Source organism: Micromonospora sp. CA-249363 (genome assembly GCF_050950185.1).
Lineage (GTDB): Bacteria > Actinomycetota > Actinomycetes > Mycobacteriales > Micromonosporaceae > Micromonospora.
In genome coordinates, this window is record NZ_CP192020.1 from 5,118,374 (window position 1) to 5,137,778 (window position 19,405).

Annotated in this window: 12 protein-coding genes; 3 read left to right on the forward strand and 9 right to left on the reverse strand. The window is 73.6% G+C overall.

The features are described 5' to 3' along the window. Positions 1 to 70: 70 nt before the first annotated feature. Complete coding sequence (leuS, locus tag ACQPZK_RS22640) at positions 71 to 2,911, reverse strand: leucine--tRNA ligase (RefSeq protein WP_433534911.1); 2,841 nt, start codon at positions 2,909 to 2,911, stop codon at positions 71 to 73. A 400-nt stretch (positions 2,912 to 3,311) separates the two neighbouring features. Between leuS and ACQPZK_RS22645 the strand changes: the two genes are divergently transcribed. The 3 genes from ACQPZK_RS22645 to ACQPZK_RS22655 are packed head-to-tail and all read left to right on the forward strand — an operon-like array spanning position 3,312 to position 8,155. Continuing rightward, complete coding sequence (locus ACQPZK_RS22645; RefSeq protein ID WP_433534912.1) at positions 3,312 to 4,364, forward strand: AAA family ATPase; 1,053 nt, start codon at positions 3,312 to 3,314, stop codon at positions 4,362 to 4,364. Between the two features lies 1 nt (position 4,365). Next, positions 4,366 to 5,664, forward strand: a complete 1,299-nt coding sequence (locus ACQPZK_RS22650; RefSeq protein WP_433534913.1) for a DUF58 domain-containing protein — start codon at positions 4,366 to 4,368, stop codon at positions 5,662 to 5,664. A gap of 16 nt (positions 5,665 to 5,680) precedes the next feature. After that, positions 5,681 to 8,155: a transglutaminase TgpA family protein gene (locus tag ACQPZK_RS22655; RefSeq protein WP_433534914.1), complete on the forward strand. Its 2,475-nt coding sequence runs from the start codon at positions 5,681 to 5,683 to the stop codon at positions 8,153 to 8,155. A 664-nt stretch (positions 8,156 to 8,819) separates the two neighbouring features. Here ACQPZK_RS22655 and ACQPZK_RS22660 read toward each other — a convergent pair. The 8 genes from ACQPZK_RS22660 to ACQPZK_RS22695 all read right to left on the reverse strand — a co-directional run bounded on the left by ACQPZK_RS22660 (position 8,820) and on the right by ACQPZK_RS22695 (position 19,391). Then, positions 8,820 to 9,218, reverse strand: a complete 399-nt coding sequence (locus ACQPZK_RS22660) for a DUF3040 domain-containing protein (protein WP_433534915.1) — start codon at positions 9,216 to 9,218, stop codon at positions 8,820 to 8,822. Positions 9,219 to 9,333: 115 nt separating this feature from the next. Then, positions 9,334 to 10,593 (reverse strand): DNA polymerase IV, encoded by a 1,260-nt coding sequence (locus ACQPZK_RS22665; protein WP_433534916.1) that lies wholly within the window; start codon positions 10,591 to 10,593, stop codon positions 9,334 to 9,336. 62 nt (positions 10,594 to 10,655) lie between these two features. Further along, positions 10,656 to 11,915 carry an alkaline phosphatase family protein gene (locus ACQPZK_RS22670; protein WP_433534917.1) on the reverse strand — a complete coding sequence of 420 codons (1,260 nt, stop codon included), beginning with the start codon at positions 11,913 to 11,915 and terminating at the stop codon, positions 10,656 to 10,658. Next, a complete protein-coding gene (locus ACQPZK_RS22675; protein WP_433539282.1) occupies positions 11,912 to 12,682 on the reverse strand; it encodes a methyltransferase domain-containing protein in 771 nt (256 codons plus the stop codon). Before ACQPZK_RS22675 ends, ACQPZK_RS22670 begins: the two co-directional genes overlap by 4 nt. After that, entirely contained in the window at positions 12,679 to 12,858 is a 180-nt protein-coding gene (locus ACQPZK_RS22680; RefSeq protein WP_355049450.1) for a hypothetical protein, read from the reverse strand. Before ACQPZK_RS22680 ends, ACQPZK_RS22675 begins: the two co-directional genes overlap by 4 nt. A 93-nt stretch (positions 12,859 to 12,951) precedes the next feature. Continuing rightward, positions 12,952 to 16,320, reverse strand: coding sequence for an error-prone DNA polymerase (locus ACQPZK_RS22685; protein WP_433534918.1), 3,369 nt, complete (start codon positions 16,318 to 16,320; stop codon positions 12,952 to 12,954). 492 nt (positions 16,321 to 16,812) lie between these two features. After that, positions 16,813 to 18,669 carry a DNA polymerase Y family protein gene (locus tag ACQPZK_RS22690; protein ID WP_433534919.1) on the reverse strand — a complete coding sequence of 619 codons (1,857 nt, stop codon included), beginning with the start codon at positions 18,667 to 18,669 and terminating at the stop codon, positions 16,813 to 16,815. Further along, positions 18,666 to 19,391, reverse strand: coding sequence for a hypothetical protein (locus tag ACQPZK_RS22695; protein WP_433534920.1), 726 nt, complete (start codon positions 19,389 to 19,391; stop codon positions 18,666 to 18,668). The genes ACQPZK_RS22690 and ACQPZK_RS22695 overlap by 4 nt, the downstream gene beginning before the upstream one ends. Between the last annotated feature and the right edge of the window lie 14 nt (positions 19,392 to 19,405).

Below are 19,405 nucleotides of genomic sequence, written 5' to 3' on the forward strand. Positions count from 1 at the left end.
AGGGGACGGAACGTCAACCGAAACTGCAAGATCGGCGGGGCGGGGCTCGGCGGGGCGGGGGTGGGGTGGGTTAGACGACTACGGAGACCATTCGGCCCTTCACCACGATGACCTTGCGGGGCTCCTTGCCGGCCAGTGACGCGGCGACCGCCTCCAGGGCCGCCGCGCGGACGGTCTCGTCGGCGGCGTCGGCGGGCACCTCGACGCGGCCCCGGACCTTGCCGTTGACCTGCACCGGGTAGGTCACCGTGTCGGCCACCAGCAGCGCCGGATCGGCGACCGGGAAGTCCGCGTACGTCAGCGAGGTGTCGTGGCCCAGCTTGCGCCACAGCTCCTCGGCCACGTGCGGAGCGAACGGCGCCACCATCAGCACCAGCGGCTCGGCCACCTCGCGGGGCGTGGCCGACAGTCCGGTCAGCCCGTTGGTCAGCTGGATCAGCTTGGCGATCGCGGTGTTGAACCGGATGCCGTCCATGTCGCCACGGACCCCGTCGATCACCGTGTGCAGCAGCCGGCGGGTCGCCTCGTCGGCCGGGTCGTCGGTGACCCGCAGCTCGCCCGTCTGCTCGTCGACGACCGCCCGCCACACCCGCTGCAGGAACCGGTACGAGCCGACCACCGCGCGGGTCTCCCACGGGCGGGACACCTCCAGCGGGCCCATCGACATCTCGTACACCCGGAAGGTGTCCGCGCCGTACGCCGCGCACATCTCGTCGGGGGTCACCACGTTCTTCAGCGACTTGCCCATCTTGCCGTACTCGCGGTTGACCACCAGGTCTTCCAGGTAGTACGCGCCGTCGCGCTCGACCACGTCCTCGGCCTGCACGTAGCTGCCCCGCGAGTCGGTGTACGCGTACGCCTGGATCATGCCCTGGTTGAACAGCTTGCGGAACGGCTCGAACGACGACACGTGACCCAGGTCGAACAGCACCTTGTGCCAGAACCGCGCGTACAGCAGGTGCAGCACAGCGTGCTCGGCCCCACCGACGTACAGGTCGGTGCCGCCGCAGTCACCCTCGCCGCGCGGACCCATCCAGTACCGCTCGTTCTCGGCGCTGACGAACCGCTCGGAGTTGGTCGGGTCCAGGTAGCGCATCTCGTACCAGCAGGAGCCGGCCCACTGCGGCATCACGTTGGTCTCGCGGGTGTAGCGCTTCGGCCCGTCACCCAGGTCCAGCTCGACCTCGACCCAGTCGCGGCGACGCGACAGCGGGGTCTCCGGGTTGGAGTCCGCGTCGTCCGGGTCGAACGTCTTCGGGGAGAAGTCGTCCACCTCCGGCAGCTCGACCGGCAGCATCTCCTCCGGCAGGGCGATCGCCGCGCCGGACTCGTCGTAGACGATCGGGAACGGCTCACCCCAGTAGCGCTGCCGGGAGAACAGCCAGTCCCGCAGCCGGTAGGTCACCGCGCCGGTCCCGTGCCCGTTCGTCTCCAGCCACGCGATGATCGCCGCCTTGGCGTCGGCGACCCCCAGGCCGTTCAGGTCCAGGCCGCGCTCGGGCGCGGCGCTGTTGATGGCCGGGCCGTCGCCGGTGTACGCCTTGCCGTCGAAGCCCTCCGCCGGCTGCACGGTGCGCACGATGGGCAGTTCGAAGACCTCGGCGAACGCCCAGTCCCGCTCGTCCTGCGCGGGCACCGCCATGATCGCGCCGGTGCCGTAGCCGGCCAGCACGTAGTCCGCGATGAAGATCGGGATCTGCCCGCCGGTGACCGGGTTCGTGGCGTACGCGCCGATGAAGACGCCGGTCTTCTCCTTGGAGTCGGACTGCCGCTCGACGTCGGTCTTCGCGGCCGCCGCCTTGCGGTACGCCTCGACGGCCTCGGCGGGGCTGGCGTGTCCGCCGGTCCAGGCGTCCCGGGTGTCCTGCGGCCAGGCGGCCGGCACCAGGGCGTCGACCAGCTCGTGCTCGGGCGCCAGCACCATGTAGGTGGCGCCGAAGATGGTGTCCGGTCGGGTCGTGAACACCTGGATCGGCTTGCCGGCCGTGGGGAAGTCGATGTGCGCGCCCTGCGACCGGCCGATCCAGTTGCGCTGCATCAGCTTGATGGGCTCGGGCCAGTCCAGGGTGTCCAGGTCGTCCAGCAGCCGGTCACCGTACGCGGTGATCCGCATCATCCACTGCTTCAGCTTGCGCTTGAAGACCGGGAAGTTGCCCCGGTCGGAGCGGCCGTCGGCGGTGACCTCCTCGTTGGCCAGCACGGTGCCCAGCCCCGGGCACCAGTTCACCGGCGCCTCCGAGACGTACGCCAGCCGGTGGTCGTCGACGACCTTGCGGCGCTCGGCGACGCTCAGCTCGGCCCAGGACCGGCCGTCCGGGGTCGCCCGGTTGCCGCCCTCGAACTCGGCGATCAGCTCGGCGATGGGACGGGCCCGGCCGGCGTCGCGGTCGTACCAGGAGTTGAAGATCTGCAGGAAGATCCACTGCGTCCAGCGGTAGAAGTCGGTGTCGATGGTCGCCACCGAGCGCCGCTCGTCGTGCGCCAGCCCCAGCCGACGCAGCTGCGCCTTGTACCGCTCGATGTTCTGCTCGGTTGTGGTCCTGGGGTGGGTGCCGGTCTGCACGGCGTACTGCTCGGCGGGCAGCCCGAACGCGTCGAACCCCATCGCGTGCAGCACGTTGCGCCCGGCCATCCGCTGGTAACGGGCGTAGCAGTCGGTGCCGATGTAGCCCAGCGGGTGGCCGACGTGCAGGCCGGCGCCCGACGGGTACGGGAACATGTCCAGCACGTACAGCTTCTCCGCGCCGGCCCGGGGGTGGCTCGGGTCGGCCAGCGGGCCGGTCGGGTTCGGGGCGTTGAAGGTGCCCTCGCGCGCCCACGTGTCCTGCCAACGAGTCTCGATCTCGTCGGCCATGGCCGCGGTGTACCGGAACGGGGGGATGTCGCCCGCCGGTGCGGCTGCCTCGCTCATCGTCTCTCCTCGCTTCGCTTCGCTTCGTCTCGGCACCGCCGGGCCGGACCGGCGGCGGGCACAAAAAAGCCCCTCGCGCAGGAGGGGCTGCCGTGCTGTCGCGCCTTCAGCGCATCAGCACGGCCCGGTAAGAAGCAGGAAGACTCCGGCCATGCCCGCAGTGTACCGCGCGCCCGGTTCGGCCCGCCGACCACCGGGCGTGTCCGACCCGTTCCCCCTAGCTGGCGAATATCGGGGCGTAACCGGCGGACTACCTGCGGGGGTCGGCGATAACGACAAACATGGTTAGCCTGAGAGGCCAGTGAGATTCCTGCGGCAAACGAGGCTCGACGTCGCGAACCCAACGGCGGGTCCAGGTGCTCTCTACAGAGCTGCCGTGACGGCGACGAGGAGGAGGCCCGTGACACAACAGACCTGGGACGAGGTGGGCGGCCTGTTGCCGCACGACGAGTTCCGCGCCGCCAGCGAGGCCATCGTGGCCAACATCGAGCAGGTCATCGAGGGCAAGACCGCCACCGTGCGGCTGGCCCTGGCCGTGCTGCTCGCCGAGGGCCACCTTCTCATCGAAGACGTTCCCGGCGTCGGCAAGACCAAGCTGGCCAAGGCCCTCGCGCGGTCCATCGACTGCACGGTCCGCCGGATCCAGTTCACCCCTGACCTGCTGCCCAGCGATGTGACCGGCGTCAGCGTCTACAACCAGGAAACCCACGACTTCGAGTTCCGACCGGGTGCCGTCTTCGCCAACCTGGTGGTCGGCGACGAGATCAACCGGGCCTCGCCGAAGACCCAGTCGGCGCTGCTGGAGTGCATGGAGGAACGGCAGGTCACCGTCGACGGCGTGACCTACCAGCTACAGACCCCGTTCATGGTCATCGCCACCCAGAACCCGATCGAGATGGAGGGGACGTACCCGCTGCCCGAGGCGCAGCGCGACCGTTTCACCGCGCGGATCGCGATGGGTTACCCGGACGCCGGCGCGGAGCTGGCGATGCTCGACGGCCACGGCGCCACCGACCCGCTGCACGAGCTGCGTCCGGTCGCCGACGCCGACCTGGTCCGGCAGCTCATCGCCACCGTCCGGCAGGTGCACGTCGCCGACGCGGTCAAGCAGTACGCGGTCGACCTCGTCACCGCCACCCGCGAGGCCCACGACCTGCGCCTCGGCGCGTCCCCCCGGGCGACGCTGCAACTGCTGCGCACCGCCCGTGCGGTCGCCGCGCTGGAGGGCCGCGACTACGTCCTCCCCGACGACCTGCAGGCCCTGGCGGTGCCGGTGCTGGCGCACCGGATCATCCCGACCGCCGACGCGCAGCTCGCCCGGCGCACCACCGACGCGATCCTCTCCGAGCTGGTGCACCGGCTGCCCCTGCCGCACGACCGCCAGCGCAACCCGTACGACACCCGGCCCGCCACCGGCAACGGCCGCGCGCCCTACGAGCCGCGGAGGCCGTGACGTGCGTGCCGGGCTGCGCGGGCTGACCACCCGCGGGCGCTCGTTCCTGGCCGCCGCGGTCGCCGCGGCGGTCTCGGCCGTCATCCTGGGCGAGAAGGACCTGCTCCGGGTGGCTCTGCTGTTGGCCATCCTGCCGCTGCTCGCCGCCGCCTACGTGGGCCGCAGCCGCTACAAACTGGCCTGCAACCGCTCGCTGGACCCGCACCGGGTTCCGGTCGGGGCCAACTCGCGGATCGTGCTGCGCCTGCAGAACCTCTCCCGGCTGCCCACCGGCACCCTGCTGCTGGAGGACCGGCTGCCGTACGCGCTGGGCAGCCGGCCCCGCGTCGTGCTGGAACGGCTCGGCGCGCACCAGGCCAGCTCCGTGGCGTACACGGTCCGCGCGGACGTGCGCGGTCGCTACGACGTGGGTCCGCTGGTGGTCCGGATGACCGACCCGTTCGGTCTCTGCGAACTCACCCGCGCCTTCCCCAGCACCGACCACCTCACGGTCATCCCGCAGGTCACCCCCCTGCCGTCGATCCGGCTTCCCGGGGAGTACGCGGGCAGCGGCGACAGCCGGGCGCGTTCGGTCGCGGTGCACGGCGAGGACGACGCGGCGACCCGGGAGTACCGCCGGGGCGACGACCTGCGCCGGGTGCACTGGAAGTCCACGGCGCGCACCGGCGAGCTGATGGTGCGCCGGGAGGAGCAGCCCTGGGAGAGCCGCGCCACGGTCGTGCTGGACACCCGGGCGTACGGCCACCGGGGCGACGGGCCGACGGCGAGTTTCGAGTGGGCGGTCTCGGCCGCCGCGAGCATCGCCGTTCACCTGCGGCAGGCCGGCTACAAGCTGCGCCTGGTCACCGGTTCCGGGGTCGACGTGGACGCCTCGGAGGGCGGTGGCGACGGCGTGCTGCTCGACCACCTGGCCGAGGTGCGGTTGGACCAGCGGGCCGAGGTTGCTGGGCTGGTGCAGCGGGTCCGGCAGCGCGCCGACGGCGGGCTGATCATCGGGCTGTTCGGCGCGGTGAGCGTCGCCGAGGCCGAGCTGCTGGCCGGGCTGCGCGGCAACGGCGCGACGTGTGTCGGGTTCCTGTTGGACAGCTCCACCTGGCTGAGCCTCCCGGAGAAGGCTCGCGCCGAGGCGGAGCACGCGCACGGCGCCGCCGTGCTCACCATGGTGCGCAGCGGCTGGCGCGTGGTCGGCGCCGACCACGGCAGCCGACTGCCGGCGCTGTGGCCGCAGGCGGGCCGCGGCTCACAGGGCTTCGCCCTACGGGCCGCGCTGGCCGAGACGGTCGCTGGCCGCGTGCGATGAACGGAAGGTCCCCCTCATGATCGCCAGCCGGAACACCGGTCTGGTGGCGGCCGCCGCGACGCTGCTCGCCGCCGCGCCGCTGTCGGCCATCTTCCAGACCTGGACGTGGCTGATCCAGTGCGTGATAGCGGTCGCCGTGGTGGCCGGGGTCGCCGCGCTGACCCGACTCGTCCGCGCGCCGCTCTGGGGCCAGGTGCTCGGCATGCTGGCCGCCCTGCTGCTCGCCCTGACCTGGCTGTTCCCCAGCGGCAGCGAGCTGCTGGCCCTCCTGCCCACGCCCAGCACGATCGGCCACTTCGCCGACCTGCTCGCCGGCTCGGCGCAGGACATGCGCTCGTACGGCGTCGAAGTCCCGGACACCGATCCGCTGCTGTTCATCACCGTGCTCGGCGTCGGCGGGGTGGCCGTGCTGGTGGACGTCCTGGCCGTGGGACTGCGCCGGCCGGCGCTGGCCGGGCTGCCGATGCTCGCGATCTACTCGGTGCCGGTCGCCGTCTACGTGGACAGCGTCCCCCCGGTGCCGTTCGTGGTGGGCGCCGCCGGTTACCTGTGGCTGCTGGTGAGCGACAACGTCGACCGGGTACGCCGGTTCGGGCGCCGGTTCACCGGCGACGGTCGTGACGTGGACGTGTGGGAGGCGTCGCCGCTGGCATCCGCCGGTCGTCGGCTCGCCGTGGTCGGTGTGGTGCTGGCCGTGGTGCTGCCGCTGGCGGTGCCCGGCCTGAGCGGTGGGCTGCTCGACCGGATCACCGAGGGCACGGGTAACGGCAACGGCAACGGTCGGGGGGTGGGTGGCTCGTCCGGTCGGATCGACCTGTTCGCGTCGCTCGCCGGCCAACTCAACCAGTCCGAGGTGGTGGACCTGGTCAAGGTGACCACGTCGGAACAGAGCCCGTTCTACCTCCGCTACGCGGTCGCCGACGAGCTGCGCCCGAACGGTTTCCAGGCCCGCGCCGCGAGTGGCCGGCCGGCCAACCGCGACCTGCCCGACCCGAGCGAACGGGTCGGGCCGGGGGTGCAGCAGGCCGAGTACCGGGCGACGGTCGAGGTGACCAAGAGCCTCAGCATGTCCCTGATGCCGGTGTACGCCGAGCCGGTGCGTACCCAGGACCTCAACAGCAACTGGTCGTACGACCCCAACCAGCAGATCGTCTTCTCCAACCGGGAGAGCTCGCGGGGACGTAAGTACTCGTTCGACTACATCCGCTCGACGTACACCCCGGCGACCCTGCGGGCCGCGAAGACGCTGCCCGCCGAACACCCGCTCCGCCGGCAGCAGACCGCCACCCCCGGACCGGTGCCCGAGGTGGAGGAGCTGGTCCAAGGGCTGATCCAGGGCAAGCGGACCGACTACGACCGGGTGCTGGCCATCTACCAGCACTTCTCTGCGGACAACGGGTTCACGTACCGGTTGAGCACCGAGAGCGGCAGCAGCGGCCAGGACATCGTCAACTTCCTGACCAACAAGGTCGGTTACTGCCAGCAGTACGCCGCCGCGATGGCCTGGCTGGTGCGGTCGGCCGGCATCCCGGCGCGGGTCGCGTTCGGGTTCACCAACGGCAGCCGGCGCGACGGCGACACGTACACGCTGACCAACCTCAACCTGCACGCCTGGACCGAGGTCTTCTTCGACGGGATCGGCTGGGTGCCGTTCGACGCCACCCCGGCGTACGGCGTTCCCGGCTCCACCCGGTCGGCCTGGGCGCCGGACACGGACGCCCCCGAGCCGTCCACTCCGGAGGCCGGCGCCACGGACAGCCCGAGCGGCGCGGAATCGTCGGCCGGGCCGACCGACCAGGACAATGCCGACCGGGACACCGACACCGGGCTGTCGCTCGGGGATTCGAAGCCGGCCGAACAGGCGCCGGTGTGGCCGTGGTGGCTGGCGGCCGTACTCGCGCTGGTGGCACTGCTGGCGGTGCCGGCGCTTCGTCGTCGGGCACTGCGTCGTCGGCGGGCCGGTCGGCCGGACGCCGCGACTGCCGCCACCGCTTCGAGCGACGGGCCGGCGGCCGACGACGCACGCGTGATGGTGGTCGAGGCGGACCCCGGTCGCGCTCGCGCGGACGCCCACGCCGCCTGGGCGGAGTTGCTCGACACGCTCGTCGACTACCGGGTCCGGGTGGACCGGACCGAGACGCCGCGTGCGACCGCCGACCGGCTGGTCCGGGACGCTCTCCCCGACGACGCCGAGGCGATCGGGGCGGCACGGCTGCTCGGCCGTGCCGAGGAGCGGGCCCGGTACGCGCGGGCCCCACTGACCGGTGAACCGTTGCCGTCGGCGCTGCGCACGGTCCGTGGGGCGCTGTCGTCCCGGGCGGATCGACGGACCCGGGTGCTCGCCGCCGTGCTGCCGCCGTCGGTGCTGCTGCGCTGGCGGATCGCCCTGGCCGACGCCTCCGGCCGTCTGGTGGCGCTGACCGCACGGGTGCGCTACCGGCTGCTGCGCTGGAACCCGCGCCGGGTGCTGGCCGGTCGAGCCGCCCGCTGACCGACGCCCTCAAGCGCGCTGCCGCGGCGCCCCGGCCCCACCCCGGGGCGCCACCCCAGCCCCCAGCCCCCAGCCCCCAGCCCCCAGCCCTCAGCGCCCAGCGCCCAGCGCCCAGCGCCCAGCGCCCAGCGCCCAGCCCTCAGCGCCCAGCGCCCAGCGCTCAGCGCTCAGCGCTCGGCCCCAGCCCTCAGCGCTCAGCGCTGAGCCCTAGCCTCAGCGCCCAGCCCCGGCCCTGGGCCCTGGGCCCAGCCCCAGCCCCAGCCCCAGCCCCAGCCCCAGCCCCAGCCCCAGCCCCAGCCCCAGCCCCAGCGATCTTGCACTTTCTGTCGCGGCATAAGGGGGATTTCCACTCATACGGACAACAGAAACTGCAAGATCGACGCGATCTCTGAGGGCAGCGCGACGCGAGCACGGCAGCGCAGCGCGGCACGAGCACGGCAGCGCAGTGCGTCGCGTCGCGAGCACGGTGGGGGGCGAGCACGGCGGCACGGCGCGGGGCGAGCACGGTGCGGGGCGAGCACGGTGCGGGGCGAGCACGGTGCGGGGCGAGCACGGTGCGGGGCGAGCACGGTGCTTCGGGCATGAGGGAACGACGGCGGCCACCGGGCGTTTCCCGGTGGCCCGCTCGTCGCGGTGGTCGACCCGCCTCAGCGGCGGGACGCGCTCAGCGGTGCCCCTCCGGGCGCTGCCGCCATCGGTCTTCCATCCGGTCCAGCATCGACCGTCGGCGACCGGAACGGCCACCGCGGGGACGACGACGACTCGTCGTGCCACCCACCACGTGCAGGTCGGGTGACTGCGCCCGCCGGTGCGACTGCACCGCGAACGCGGCCGACGCCAGCATGACGACGAAGCCCGCCACCGCCAGCGGTGGAGTCTTGATCACCGCGCCATAGACCAGTAGGGCCAAGCCAGCGATGATCACGCCGGCAGCGACGAGCAGGCGACGCCGCGCGTGGAAGCGCGGATCGCTGGCGCGCACGGCCGAGGCGAATTTGGGGTCCTCGGCAAGCGACCGCTCGATCTGCTCGAACAGCCGCTGCTCGTGCTCCGAGAGCGGCACGGCACTCCTCCCCGGTCACGTTGGTCGGCCCACTCGGGCCGACAGACCGTGGCAGCCAACCGGCTGCTTACCCGCAAGTCTACGAGGGGGGTCGCGCGTCGGAAAGCGGGACGACCTACGGGCGGGGTGGATTTTCCTTTCGATGAGCGTCACGGTCGCCTAACAGACTGGCCGGACCTATGACGGACCGCCCGAATCGGGCAGCGGCGGCGTCCGCGACAGCTTCCGCCTCCCGCCAACCGCGCTCGGGCGCGCCGAGGGTGAGCTGCCGGGGCGCGCCCTGCGCCGGGGTGAGCCCCTCCACCCGGACACCGACGAGGCGGATCCGCTCACCCGGGTCCAGCGCGGTGTAGAGCGCCCACACCGTGTCGAACATCTCCCGGGCCGTGTCGGTGGGTACGCCGAGGGTGCGGGAACGGTTGACGGTGCGAAAGTCGGCCAGTCGTACCTTGAGGGTGACCGTGCGCCCGACGTGGCCCGCGCTCCGCAGCCGGACGCCGACCTTCGCACTGAGCGCGAGCAGGGCTCGGCGGATCTCCAACGGGTCGGCCACGTCGGCGTCGAAGGTCACCTCGGCGCCGATCGACTTGTCGACGTGTTCGGGGCTGACCCGGCGCGCGTCGCGCCCCCACGCCAACTCGTGCAGGTGCGCCGCGGACGCCGCGCCCACCGCCCTGCGCAGCATGCCGACCGGGGCCTCGGCGAGGTCCCCCACCGTGGCCAGACCGAGCCGGCGCAGCGTCTCGGCGGCCCGCTCCCCCACGCCCCAGAGCGCGTCCACCGGGAGTGGGTGCAGGAAGTCGAGGACCTGCCCGGCGGGTACGACAAGCAGGCCGTCGGGCTTGGCCCGGGTGGAGCCGAGCTTGGCCACGAACTTGCTGGGCGCCACCCCGACCGAACACGTCAGCCTCTGCTCGTCGGCGACCCGCTGGCGGATCAGCCGGGCGATGGTGGCCGGCGAGCCGAACAGTTTGCGGGCGCCCGTGACGTCGAGGAACGCCTCGTCGAGGGATAGCGGCTCGACCAGCGGGGTGACGTCCCGGAAGATCTGCATGACCGCCCGCGAGGCCTCGGAGTACGCGGCGAAGTTCGGCGGGAGGTAGACGGCGTGCGGGCAGAGGGCCCGGGCCCGGGAGGTCGGCATCGCGCTGCGCACGCCGTAGCGGCGAGCCTCGTAGCTGGCGGAGCTGACCACGCCACGCGGGCCCACGCCACCGACCACGACCGCTCGGCCGCGCAGCTCGGGACGGGCGCGCACCTCCACCGAGGCGAAGAACGCGTCCATGTCGACGTGCAGGATGCCGCTGGCGGAGTCGTCGGCGTCCGGCCCGAAGCGCGGATCACCGCCCCGGGGCAACGACTGACTGCGGCCCATCGGTGCAGGTTATCCCCGAGGTACGACACCACCAGCGACCGACCGTCCGGACCATGCCCCGGTCAGCCCCGCACGACCAGCAGCGGCACGGTCAGCTCGGCGGCGGTGTCCGCCCCGTGGTACGCGACCAGCTTCGACGCCATCGGCGGCTCGGTGCGGCTGGCCAGGACGGCGTACGTGTCGTTGCAGGTCACCACCACGTCGCCGATCCGGCCCAGGTGCTCCTCGGGCACCGGCCCGAACCAGCCGGTGGCCACCATCTCCTCCCGGGTGCGCACCCGGGCCGCGTCGCCGAGCACCGCCGACCAGGCGGCCACCACGTCGTCCACCGCGCCCGGCTCGGCGTACAGGTACCGCACCCGTGCCTCACCGGCCACCACCCGCAGGCCGTCGCGCAGCCGTGGATCGGTGTCCAGGTCGAAGCGGTGCCCGAGGGGGATGTCGAGTTGCCCGTGATCGGCGGTGACCAGCAGCGCCGCGTCCGGCGGCAGCCCGTCGACCAGCCGGGCGAGCAGCGTGTCCACCTCGGCGGCGGCGCTTCGCCACGGCGCCGAGCCGACCCCGCTGAGGTGCCCGTGCCGGTCGAGGTCGGGGTGGTAGCCGGAGACCAGGGTGGGCCCGTCGCCGGCGCACAGGGCGGCCAGCATGGCGGTGGCCACCTGATCCGCGCCGGCGGCGCCCCGGAAGTCGCCGCCCCGGTTGGCGGCCAGGGTCAACCCGCTGCCGCCGAACTCCGGCCGGCTCACCACGGTCGTCGTCACACCGGCGGACCGGGCCCGTTGGAGCTGGGTCGGCACCGGCTGCCACCGCAGCGGCGACGGGTCGGCGGCCCAGTCGGTATGGGTGAGCACCCGGTCGGTGCCGGGCACGCGCACGGTGAAGCCGAGCACCCCGTGCGCGCCGGGTGCGACGCCGGTGCCCAGCGTCACGAGGCTCGTGGGGGTGGTGGACGGGAAGCCGGCGATGAGTGGTCGACCCACCGTCGCGGTCAGCCCGGCGAGCGTCGGGGCGTACGGCGCGGCGGTCGGCACCTGGTACCAGCCGAGCCCGTCGACGAGCAGGACGGCGATCCGGCGTACCCCGGTCAGTGCGGACGCCAGCCCGAGCGGGTCGGGCGAGCCGGGCACGCCCAGTACGGCGAGCGCGCTGGGCAGCACGTCGGCGAGCCGTCCGCCGGCCCGATCGGGCGCGAGGACCGCCAGCGACGGGTCGACGTCGGCCGCCGCAGCGCCGCCGACCGGCGTACGCCCGTCGGCGGGCAGCCCAGGGCCAAACGAGCCGACCGGCGTACGCCCGTCGGCGGGCAGGCCCGGACCGGTCATGCCGGTCGGCGGGCGAACAGGTGCAGTTGGGCGGCCAGGTCCCGGTAGGGGGGTTGGGCGGCCAGGGCCAGTTCCAACTCGACCAGGGCTGCGGGCTGCCCGTCGGAGACGGTGGCCGGCAGCAGGTCGGCCAGCACGCGTACCCCGTGGATGTCCTCGACCTCCAGCCCGGCGGCGGTGAGCAGCGCGACGGCCTCGGGGGCGTCGTAGCGGCGGCGCAGGGTGTCGCGCGGCCCGGCGCTGCCGGCCGGGTCGGCGGCCAGCGACGCCGCGACATCCAGGTGCCCGTTCATGGCACGGCCCAGCACGGCCGCGGCCCGGCCCGCCACCAGCACGCTGGCCGCGCCGCCGGGGCGCAGCGCGGTGGCCAACGCGGCGACCACCGGCGTCGGGTCGTCGACGACCTCCAGGACGGCGTGGCAGAGCACCAGGTCGACCCCGGCCGGCTCGACCAGGCCGGCGAGGGCGTCGCCGTCGCCCTGTACGGCGACGATCCGGTCGGCGACCCCGGCCTCGGCGGCCCGGCGGGTGAGCGCGGCGAGTGCATCGGGGCTGGCGTCGACGACGGTGACGCGGTGCCCGGCGCGGGCCAACGGGACGGCGAAACCGCCGGTGCCCCCGCCGATGTCCAGCACGGTCAGCTCGGCGTCGCCACGTCGGTCCAGCTCGGCGCTCAGCACCGACCAGATCACGGCGGTACGGGGGGTCAGCGGCGGCGCGGCGAACCGGCCTCGGGTCTGCTCCACCCGGTCGAGCCTAGTGGTCAGGACTGGGTGCCCTCGACCGCGTCCTCAGCCCGGGATCGACGCTCGTTGGCGACGGGCCCGTTCGTCACCTCGTACTCGCGGGGGTCGGTGAGGTGCGACGGCATCCAGCCGGCACCCAGCCGGGTCCGCCGGACGTTGGCGATTCCGCCACCGGTGTACGCGTGGTTTCCCATCACTTGTCAGTCCCCCTCACGGATCACGGGCCGCTCTGCCCGCTCAGGACGAGTCTCCCGCTCCGCAGCGTCAGAAACCGTAATGTGGATCACTGTTCAGCGGAAGTCGCGGGAGGCGGGACTGACCGGCGGCTCAATGGCGTCCAGCCGGTCGGCGACCAGGTTGGTCACCCCCTCGTGGCGTTGCAGTCGCCCCCGGACCACCAGTGCGGCGCTGGTGCGGGCCACCCGCCGGTAGCGCTGCCACAGCCCCGGTGAGCAGGTGACATTCAGCATCCCGGTCTCGTCCTCCAGGTTGAGGAAGGTCACCCCACCGGCGGTCGCCGGGCGCTGCCGATGGGTGACGATGCCGCCGACCCGGATCCGCTGGCCCGGCTCCACCCGGCCGAGCCGGGCGATCGGCACCGCGCCGAGCACGTCGAGCTGCCCCCGGATGAACCGGGCCGGATGGCTCTCCGGCGACAACCCGGTGGCCCACACGTCGGCGACCAGCCGATCCACGGCCTCCATGCCGGGCAGCATGGGCGCCGCCGCGCCGGTCACCGTGCCGGGCAGCCGGCCCGGTCGGTCCTGGGCCGCCGCGCCGGCGGCCCACAGCGCCTCCCGCCGGGTCAGGCCGAAACAGGCGAAGGCGTCCGCGGTGGCCAGCGCCTCCAGCTGCGTGGCGGTCAGACCGACCCGCCGGGCCAGATCAGGCATGTCACGGTACGCCCCACCGGCCGCCCGTTCGGCCTCGATCCGCTCGGCCACGTCCGACCCGAGGGTACGGACGCTGGACAGCCCCAACCGGACGGCCGGGCCGCCCAGTCCCCAGGCGTGCGGCGGCTCGCCCGGCTCGCTGCCCCACCGGGTGTCCGGGGTGGATTCGAGCACCGCCAGGGCCCCGCTGGCGTTGATGTCCGGACGGCGGACCTCCACCCCGTGCCGGCGGGCGTCGTCGACCAGGGTCTGCGGTGAGTAGAAGCCCATCGGCTGGGCGTTGAGCAGCGCTGCCAGGAACGGGGCCGGGTGGTAGCGCTTGAGCCACGAGCTTGCGTACACCAGGTAGGCGAAGCTCATCGCGTGGCTCTCCGGGAAGCCGTAGCTGGCGAACGCGGTGAGCTTGCGGTAGACGTCGTCGGCCAGCTCACCGGTGATGCCCCGCTCGGCCATCCCGGCGTAGAGCCGGTCGGCGATGCGGGTCATCCGCTCGATCGACCGTTTGGCGCCCATCGCCCGGCGCAGCTGGTCGGCCTCGGCCGCGTCGAACCCGGCCAGGTCGATGGCGAGCTGCATCAACTGCTCCTGGAACAGCGGCACCCCCAGGGTCTTCTCCAGCGCGTTACGCATCAACGGGTGCGCGTACGTCACCGGCTCCTGGCCGTTCTTGCGTCGGATGAACGGGTGCACCGAACCACCCTGGATCGGGCCGGGACGGATCAACGCCACCTCGACCACCAGGTCGTAGAACTCGCGGGGCTTGAGCCTCGGCAGGGTGGCCATCTGGGCGCGGCTCTCCACCTGGAACACCCCGACCGAGTCGGCCCGGCAGAGCATGTCGTAGACCTCGGGATCGTCGAGCGTCATGTCGCCGAGATCCAGCCGGGACCCGATCATGTCGTAGCCGTAGTGCAGCGCGGAGAGCATGCCCAGGCCGAGCAGGTCGAACTTCACCAGACCGACCGCGGCGCAGTCGTCCTTGTCCCACTGGAGCACGCTGCGCCCGGGCATCCGCCCCCACTCCACCGGGCAGACCTCGATCACCGGCCGATCGCAGATCACCATGCCGCCGGAGTGGATGCCCAGGTGCCGGGGGAACGTCTGCAGCTCGTTGGCGTACTCCACCACCTGCTCCGGGATGCCCTCGACATCGACCGTGGCGACCGAGCCCCACCTGTCGATCTGCTTGCTCCAGGCGTCCTGCTGACCGGGTGAGAAGCCGAACGCCTTGGCCACGTCCCGCACCGCCGACCGGGGCCGGTAGGAGATGACGTTGGCGACCTGCGCGGCGTGCTCCCGGCCGTAGCGGGTGTAGACGTGCTGGATCACCTCCTCCCGCCGGTCGGACTCGATGTCCACGTCGATGTCCGGCGGACCGTCCCGCTCCGGGGCGAGGAACCGCTCGAAGAGCAGCCGGTGCCGGACGGCGTCCACGTTGGTGATCCGCAGCGCGTAACAGACCGCCGAGTTGGCCGCCGAACCCCGGCCCTGGCAGTAGATGTCCTGCTGGCGGCAGAACGAGACGATGTCGTAGACCACCAGGAAGTAGCCGGGGAATCCCAGCTCCTCGATCATGTTCAGCTCGTGGTCGAGCTGCGCGTACGCCGCCGGGTGCGCCTGCGGCGGTCCGTACCGCTCGTGTGCCCCGTCGGCGGTCAGCTTGCGCAGCCAGCTCATCTCGGTGTGCCCCGGGGGCACCGGGTACGCCGGCAGCTGCGGCGCGACGAGCTGAAGGTCGAAGGCCAGCTCGGCCCCGAACTCGGCAGCCCGCGCCACCGCGCCCGGGTACGCGGCGAACCGCGCCGCCATCTCCGCGCCGCTGCGCAGGTGGGCGGTGGCCGCCGCGGGCAACCAGCCGTCGATCTCGTCGAGACTGCGCCGGGCCCGCACCGCCGCGACGGTGGTGGCCAACCGCCGCCGGCCCGGGCTGGCGTAGTGCACGTTGTTGCTGGCCACCGTCGGTAGCCCGGCCGCGGCGGCCAGCTCGGCGAGCGCGTCGTTGCGGTCGGCGTCGACCGGATGACCGTGGTCGGTCAGCTCCACCGCCACCGTCTCCGCGCCGAAGAGCGAGGTCAACCGGTCCAGCTCCCGGGCCGCCGCATCCACCCCCTCGGTGAGCAGGGCACCCGGCACGTGCCCCTTGCGGCAGCCGGTCAACACCAGCACGTGATCCTTCAGCTCGGCGGCGACCTCCTCCAGCTCCCCGTAGACCGGGCGGCCCTTCTCCCCACCCCGTAACTGGGCGCGGGCGATGGTGGTGGCCAGCCGGGCGTACCCCTCGTGGCCGTGCGCCAGCACCAGCAGGTGCGCGCCGTGCGGGTCGGGCTCGCCGTTCTGCGGACCGGGCAGCCCGAGGGACAGCTCCGCGCCGAAGATGGTCGGCAGGCCCAGCGTCCGGGCCGCCTCGGCGAACCGGACCACCCCGTAGAAGCCGTCGTGGTCGGTGACGGCCAACGCGGTGAGCCCCAGCCGGGCCGCCTCCTCGGCCAACTCCTCGGGGTGACTCGCGCCGTCGAGGAAACTGAAGTTGGTGTGTGCGTGCAGCTCCGCGTAGGGCACCACGCCGTCGGTACGGGCCAGCTCCGGCGGCGGCTCGTACCGTTCGCGGTGGCGACTCCAGGCCGGCGAGTCACCACCGTCGGCGTCCACGGCGAGCGGATCCACCACATGCAGGTGCCGCTCGGCGCGCGGTCGCCCGCCGCCGGCCCGGCCGGAGAGCACGCTCTCCAGCTCCGACCAGGGCATCTTCGGGTTGTGAAAACTCATCCGACCGCTCCGGCGGCGCTGGCCGACCCCGCGCCGGTCCGCCCGGCGCTGGCCCACCCGGCGTCGATCGGCCCGGCGCCGGTTCGCCTCGCGCTAGCCCACCCGGCGTCGGTCGGCCCGGCTTCGGTCCGCCTCGCGCTGGCCCGCCCGGCGTCGGTCGGCCGGGGGGTGGTGGCGCGGCCGACCGGCCGCAGGGTGGTTGACGGCCGCGTCGACGACGAACAGGACGGTGGTCGCCCCGCTAGCGGCGCGCGGTGCGATGAGCGTGATGACTCACAGGCATCATGATGCCTGTGAGTCATCACGCTCATCAGGACATCTGCTCCCCGGTCAGCGCAGAGCCAGCCGACGCCGGATCGACCAACACCGGACCGACCAACACCGGACCGACCAACACCGGACCAACCAGCACCGGACTCACCGACGCCGAGCCAGCCAACGCCGGAGCAGCCGACATCGAGCCAGCCAACGCCGGGCAGGGATCGACCTGACTCAGTCATAGATCGCCTCCACCAGCCACTGCCCGGACTCCACGGCGAGCAGCAGGGCAGCACCGTCGGCCAGGCTGACCTGGAACCGGGCCCGGCGGCGGCCCTCGGCCGGCGCCCACCAGCGCTCGTCCACCGGCCACGGCCCGGCCCACCCCACGATCTCCGCGGGCTGCCCGGTGCCGACCACCAGCCGGGCGGGCGCGGCGCTCACCGCCAACCGCGCGCTGATCACCACCGGCTCGCCGGCGGCGTCGTGCACGGTCGCGGCGAGCGGACTGGGCAGCACCACAGCCGGCGCGGGCGGCGGCAGCCGACCTGGCCACGGCGGGGTGCCCCCACCTCGACCGGTCGCAGAACCAACACCGCCACCGCCAGCACCACCGGCACCACTGCCACCACCGCCTACACCAGCACCGCCGGCACCACCGCCACCACCACCACCACCGGCACCACCGCCAGCACCGCCGGCACCACCGCCAGCACCAGCAACACCGGCACCACCGCCGCGACCGACACCGCCGGCGCGGCCGTTGCCGGCACCGGCACCGGCACGGGCACCACCGCTACCGGCAACGCCGGCGCCAGCGCCTGCGACGGCGACGGCCGCGCCGGCGACGGCCGGTGGGCCGGGTCGGGCCGGGAGCCGCTCGTCGCCCCACGGCACGAGGCGCACCTGGTCGGCCGGGGAACGTCCACCGCCGAGCACCGCCGTGACCACCGCTTCCGGGCCGAGGATGCCCTGCACGCGGCTCAACGCCCGGTGCGCCCGCTCCCGCTCCTCGCCGGTCTCCCCCCAGAGGCCGGCCTGTAGGCCACCCTGGGCGATCACCCCGTCCGGGATCAGCCGCAGTCGGATGATGCCGGACGTCGGGCGGGCCGGGCGGGCGCCGGCGCGACCGTTGCTGCCGGAGAGCCAGCCGTCGAGCTGCCAGCGCACCCGATCGGCGATGGCGGCGGCGGTGAGCAGACCGTCGTGCCGCCACACCCGGTGCAGCTCCTGCCCGTGCTCGGTGACCGCCTCAATGCCGAGTCGGGTGCAGGCCAGCCCGTGCCCGGCGAGCCGGTCGTGCAACTGCTCGGCCAGGGCACGGGCGGCGAACGCCGCCGCGTCGACCCGGTCGATCGGATCGTCGTACCCGGCGGTCACCGTCAGGTCGGTGGGCGGCTGCCGGACGGCGAGAGGACGGTGGTCCCGGCCGGCGGCCAGCCGGTGGGCCAGCGCGCCGTCGAACCCGAATCGGGCCAGCACGTCGCCGGCCGGCAGCGCGGCGAAGTCACCGAGGGTCCGCACCCCCAGCCGGCGCAGCAGGTCGGCCAGCGCGGACCGGCCGAGCGCCTCGACCGGCATCCCGGCCAGGAACTCCGGCGTCCCACCCGGTGCCACCACCCGGCCGGCGCGGGCGGCCAGCCCGGCGGCGAACACCCCGTCGGCGATGCCCACCTGGCTCTCCACCAGACACGACTGGGCAACATGCTCGATGAGCCGTTCGGCGGCCGCCTCCTCGCCGCCGAGGTAGCGACTCGGGCCCCGGGCGGCAACCGCACAGGCGCCCGGCCGGACCACCTCGACGCCGGCCACCAGTTCCTCCAGCGCGGCGACCACCGGCTCGAACGCCCGGGCGTCCCGGCCGGGGTCGTAGTCCACGACGGTGAGCTGCGGGCAACGACCCTGCGCCTCGCGCTTGCGCAGCCCTCGGCGTACGCCCTCGGCGCGGGCCCGCTCGGAGCAGGCGACCACCCGGTTGGCGTGCAGTACGGCGACCGGGCCGGTGGCTGGTATCCCGTCGACGATCTCGGCGGCGAGCACCGGCCAGTCCGGGCACCACAGCAGCAGGGTCCGGGTCGGCGAGCCGGTCACCCCGACCCGACCAGGGCGAGCGGCACGGGCGGTCGGCCCACGGTCGACCGCACCGCCCGGGGAATGACACGGGTGAGCTCGGCGTCGGGGAGCCAGACCTTGATCTCCTTGGGGCGGGCGGCCGCTCCCCGCCCGCGCGCCGACACGGTGACCTCACGGCGACGCAGCCGCCCCCGACCCTGACCGAGCCCTTCCCAGACCCCGCGGACCACCTGCAGCGTCACGTCCGCGCCGTCCCACCGGCCGTACGGGACGAGCACGCTGCCGCGCTGTCGGGCCCGGGCGGCCAGCCGGGTGGCGACCGAGGCGGAGACCGCGGCCGGTACGGCGGTGACCACGACGTCCACCCCGTCGATCAGCGCGGCGACCACGGTGGCCCATTCGGGGCCCGGATTCGGCACCAGGGCGAGCCGGTCCAGGGAGATGCCCAGCTCGGCCGCCGCGCCAGCGCCGAACGTCGGCACCCCGACCACGGCACACCACGAGCCGGCCCGCGACGCCTCGGCCAGCAGTGCGAGCACCAGCGAGGTGCCTCCACTGCGGCGGGGCTGACCGGTCGCGACGGCGATCGTGCTGCCCCGGCGTAGGCCCCGGTTGGGCAACAGGCCGGTCAGCTCGGGCGTCACCGGTAGTACGCGATGGCCGCCCACCGGATCGGGCGCGCTCGCCGGGCGTACCAGATCGGCCAGCGCGGCGGAACCGACCACCATGCGGCCCGCCATTGGACCAACCCCCC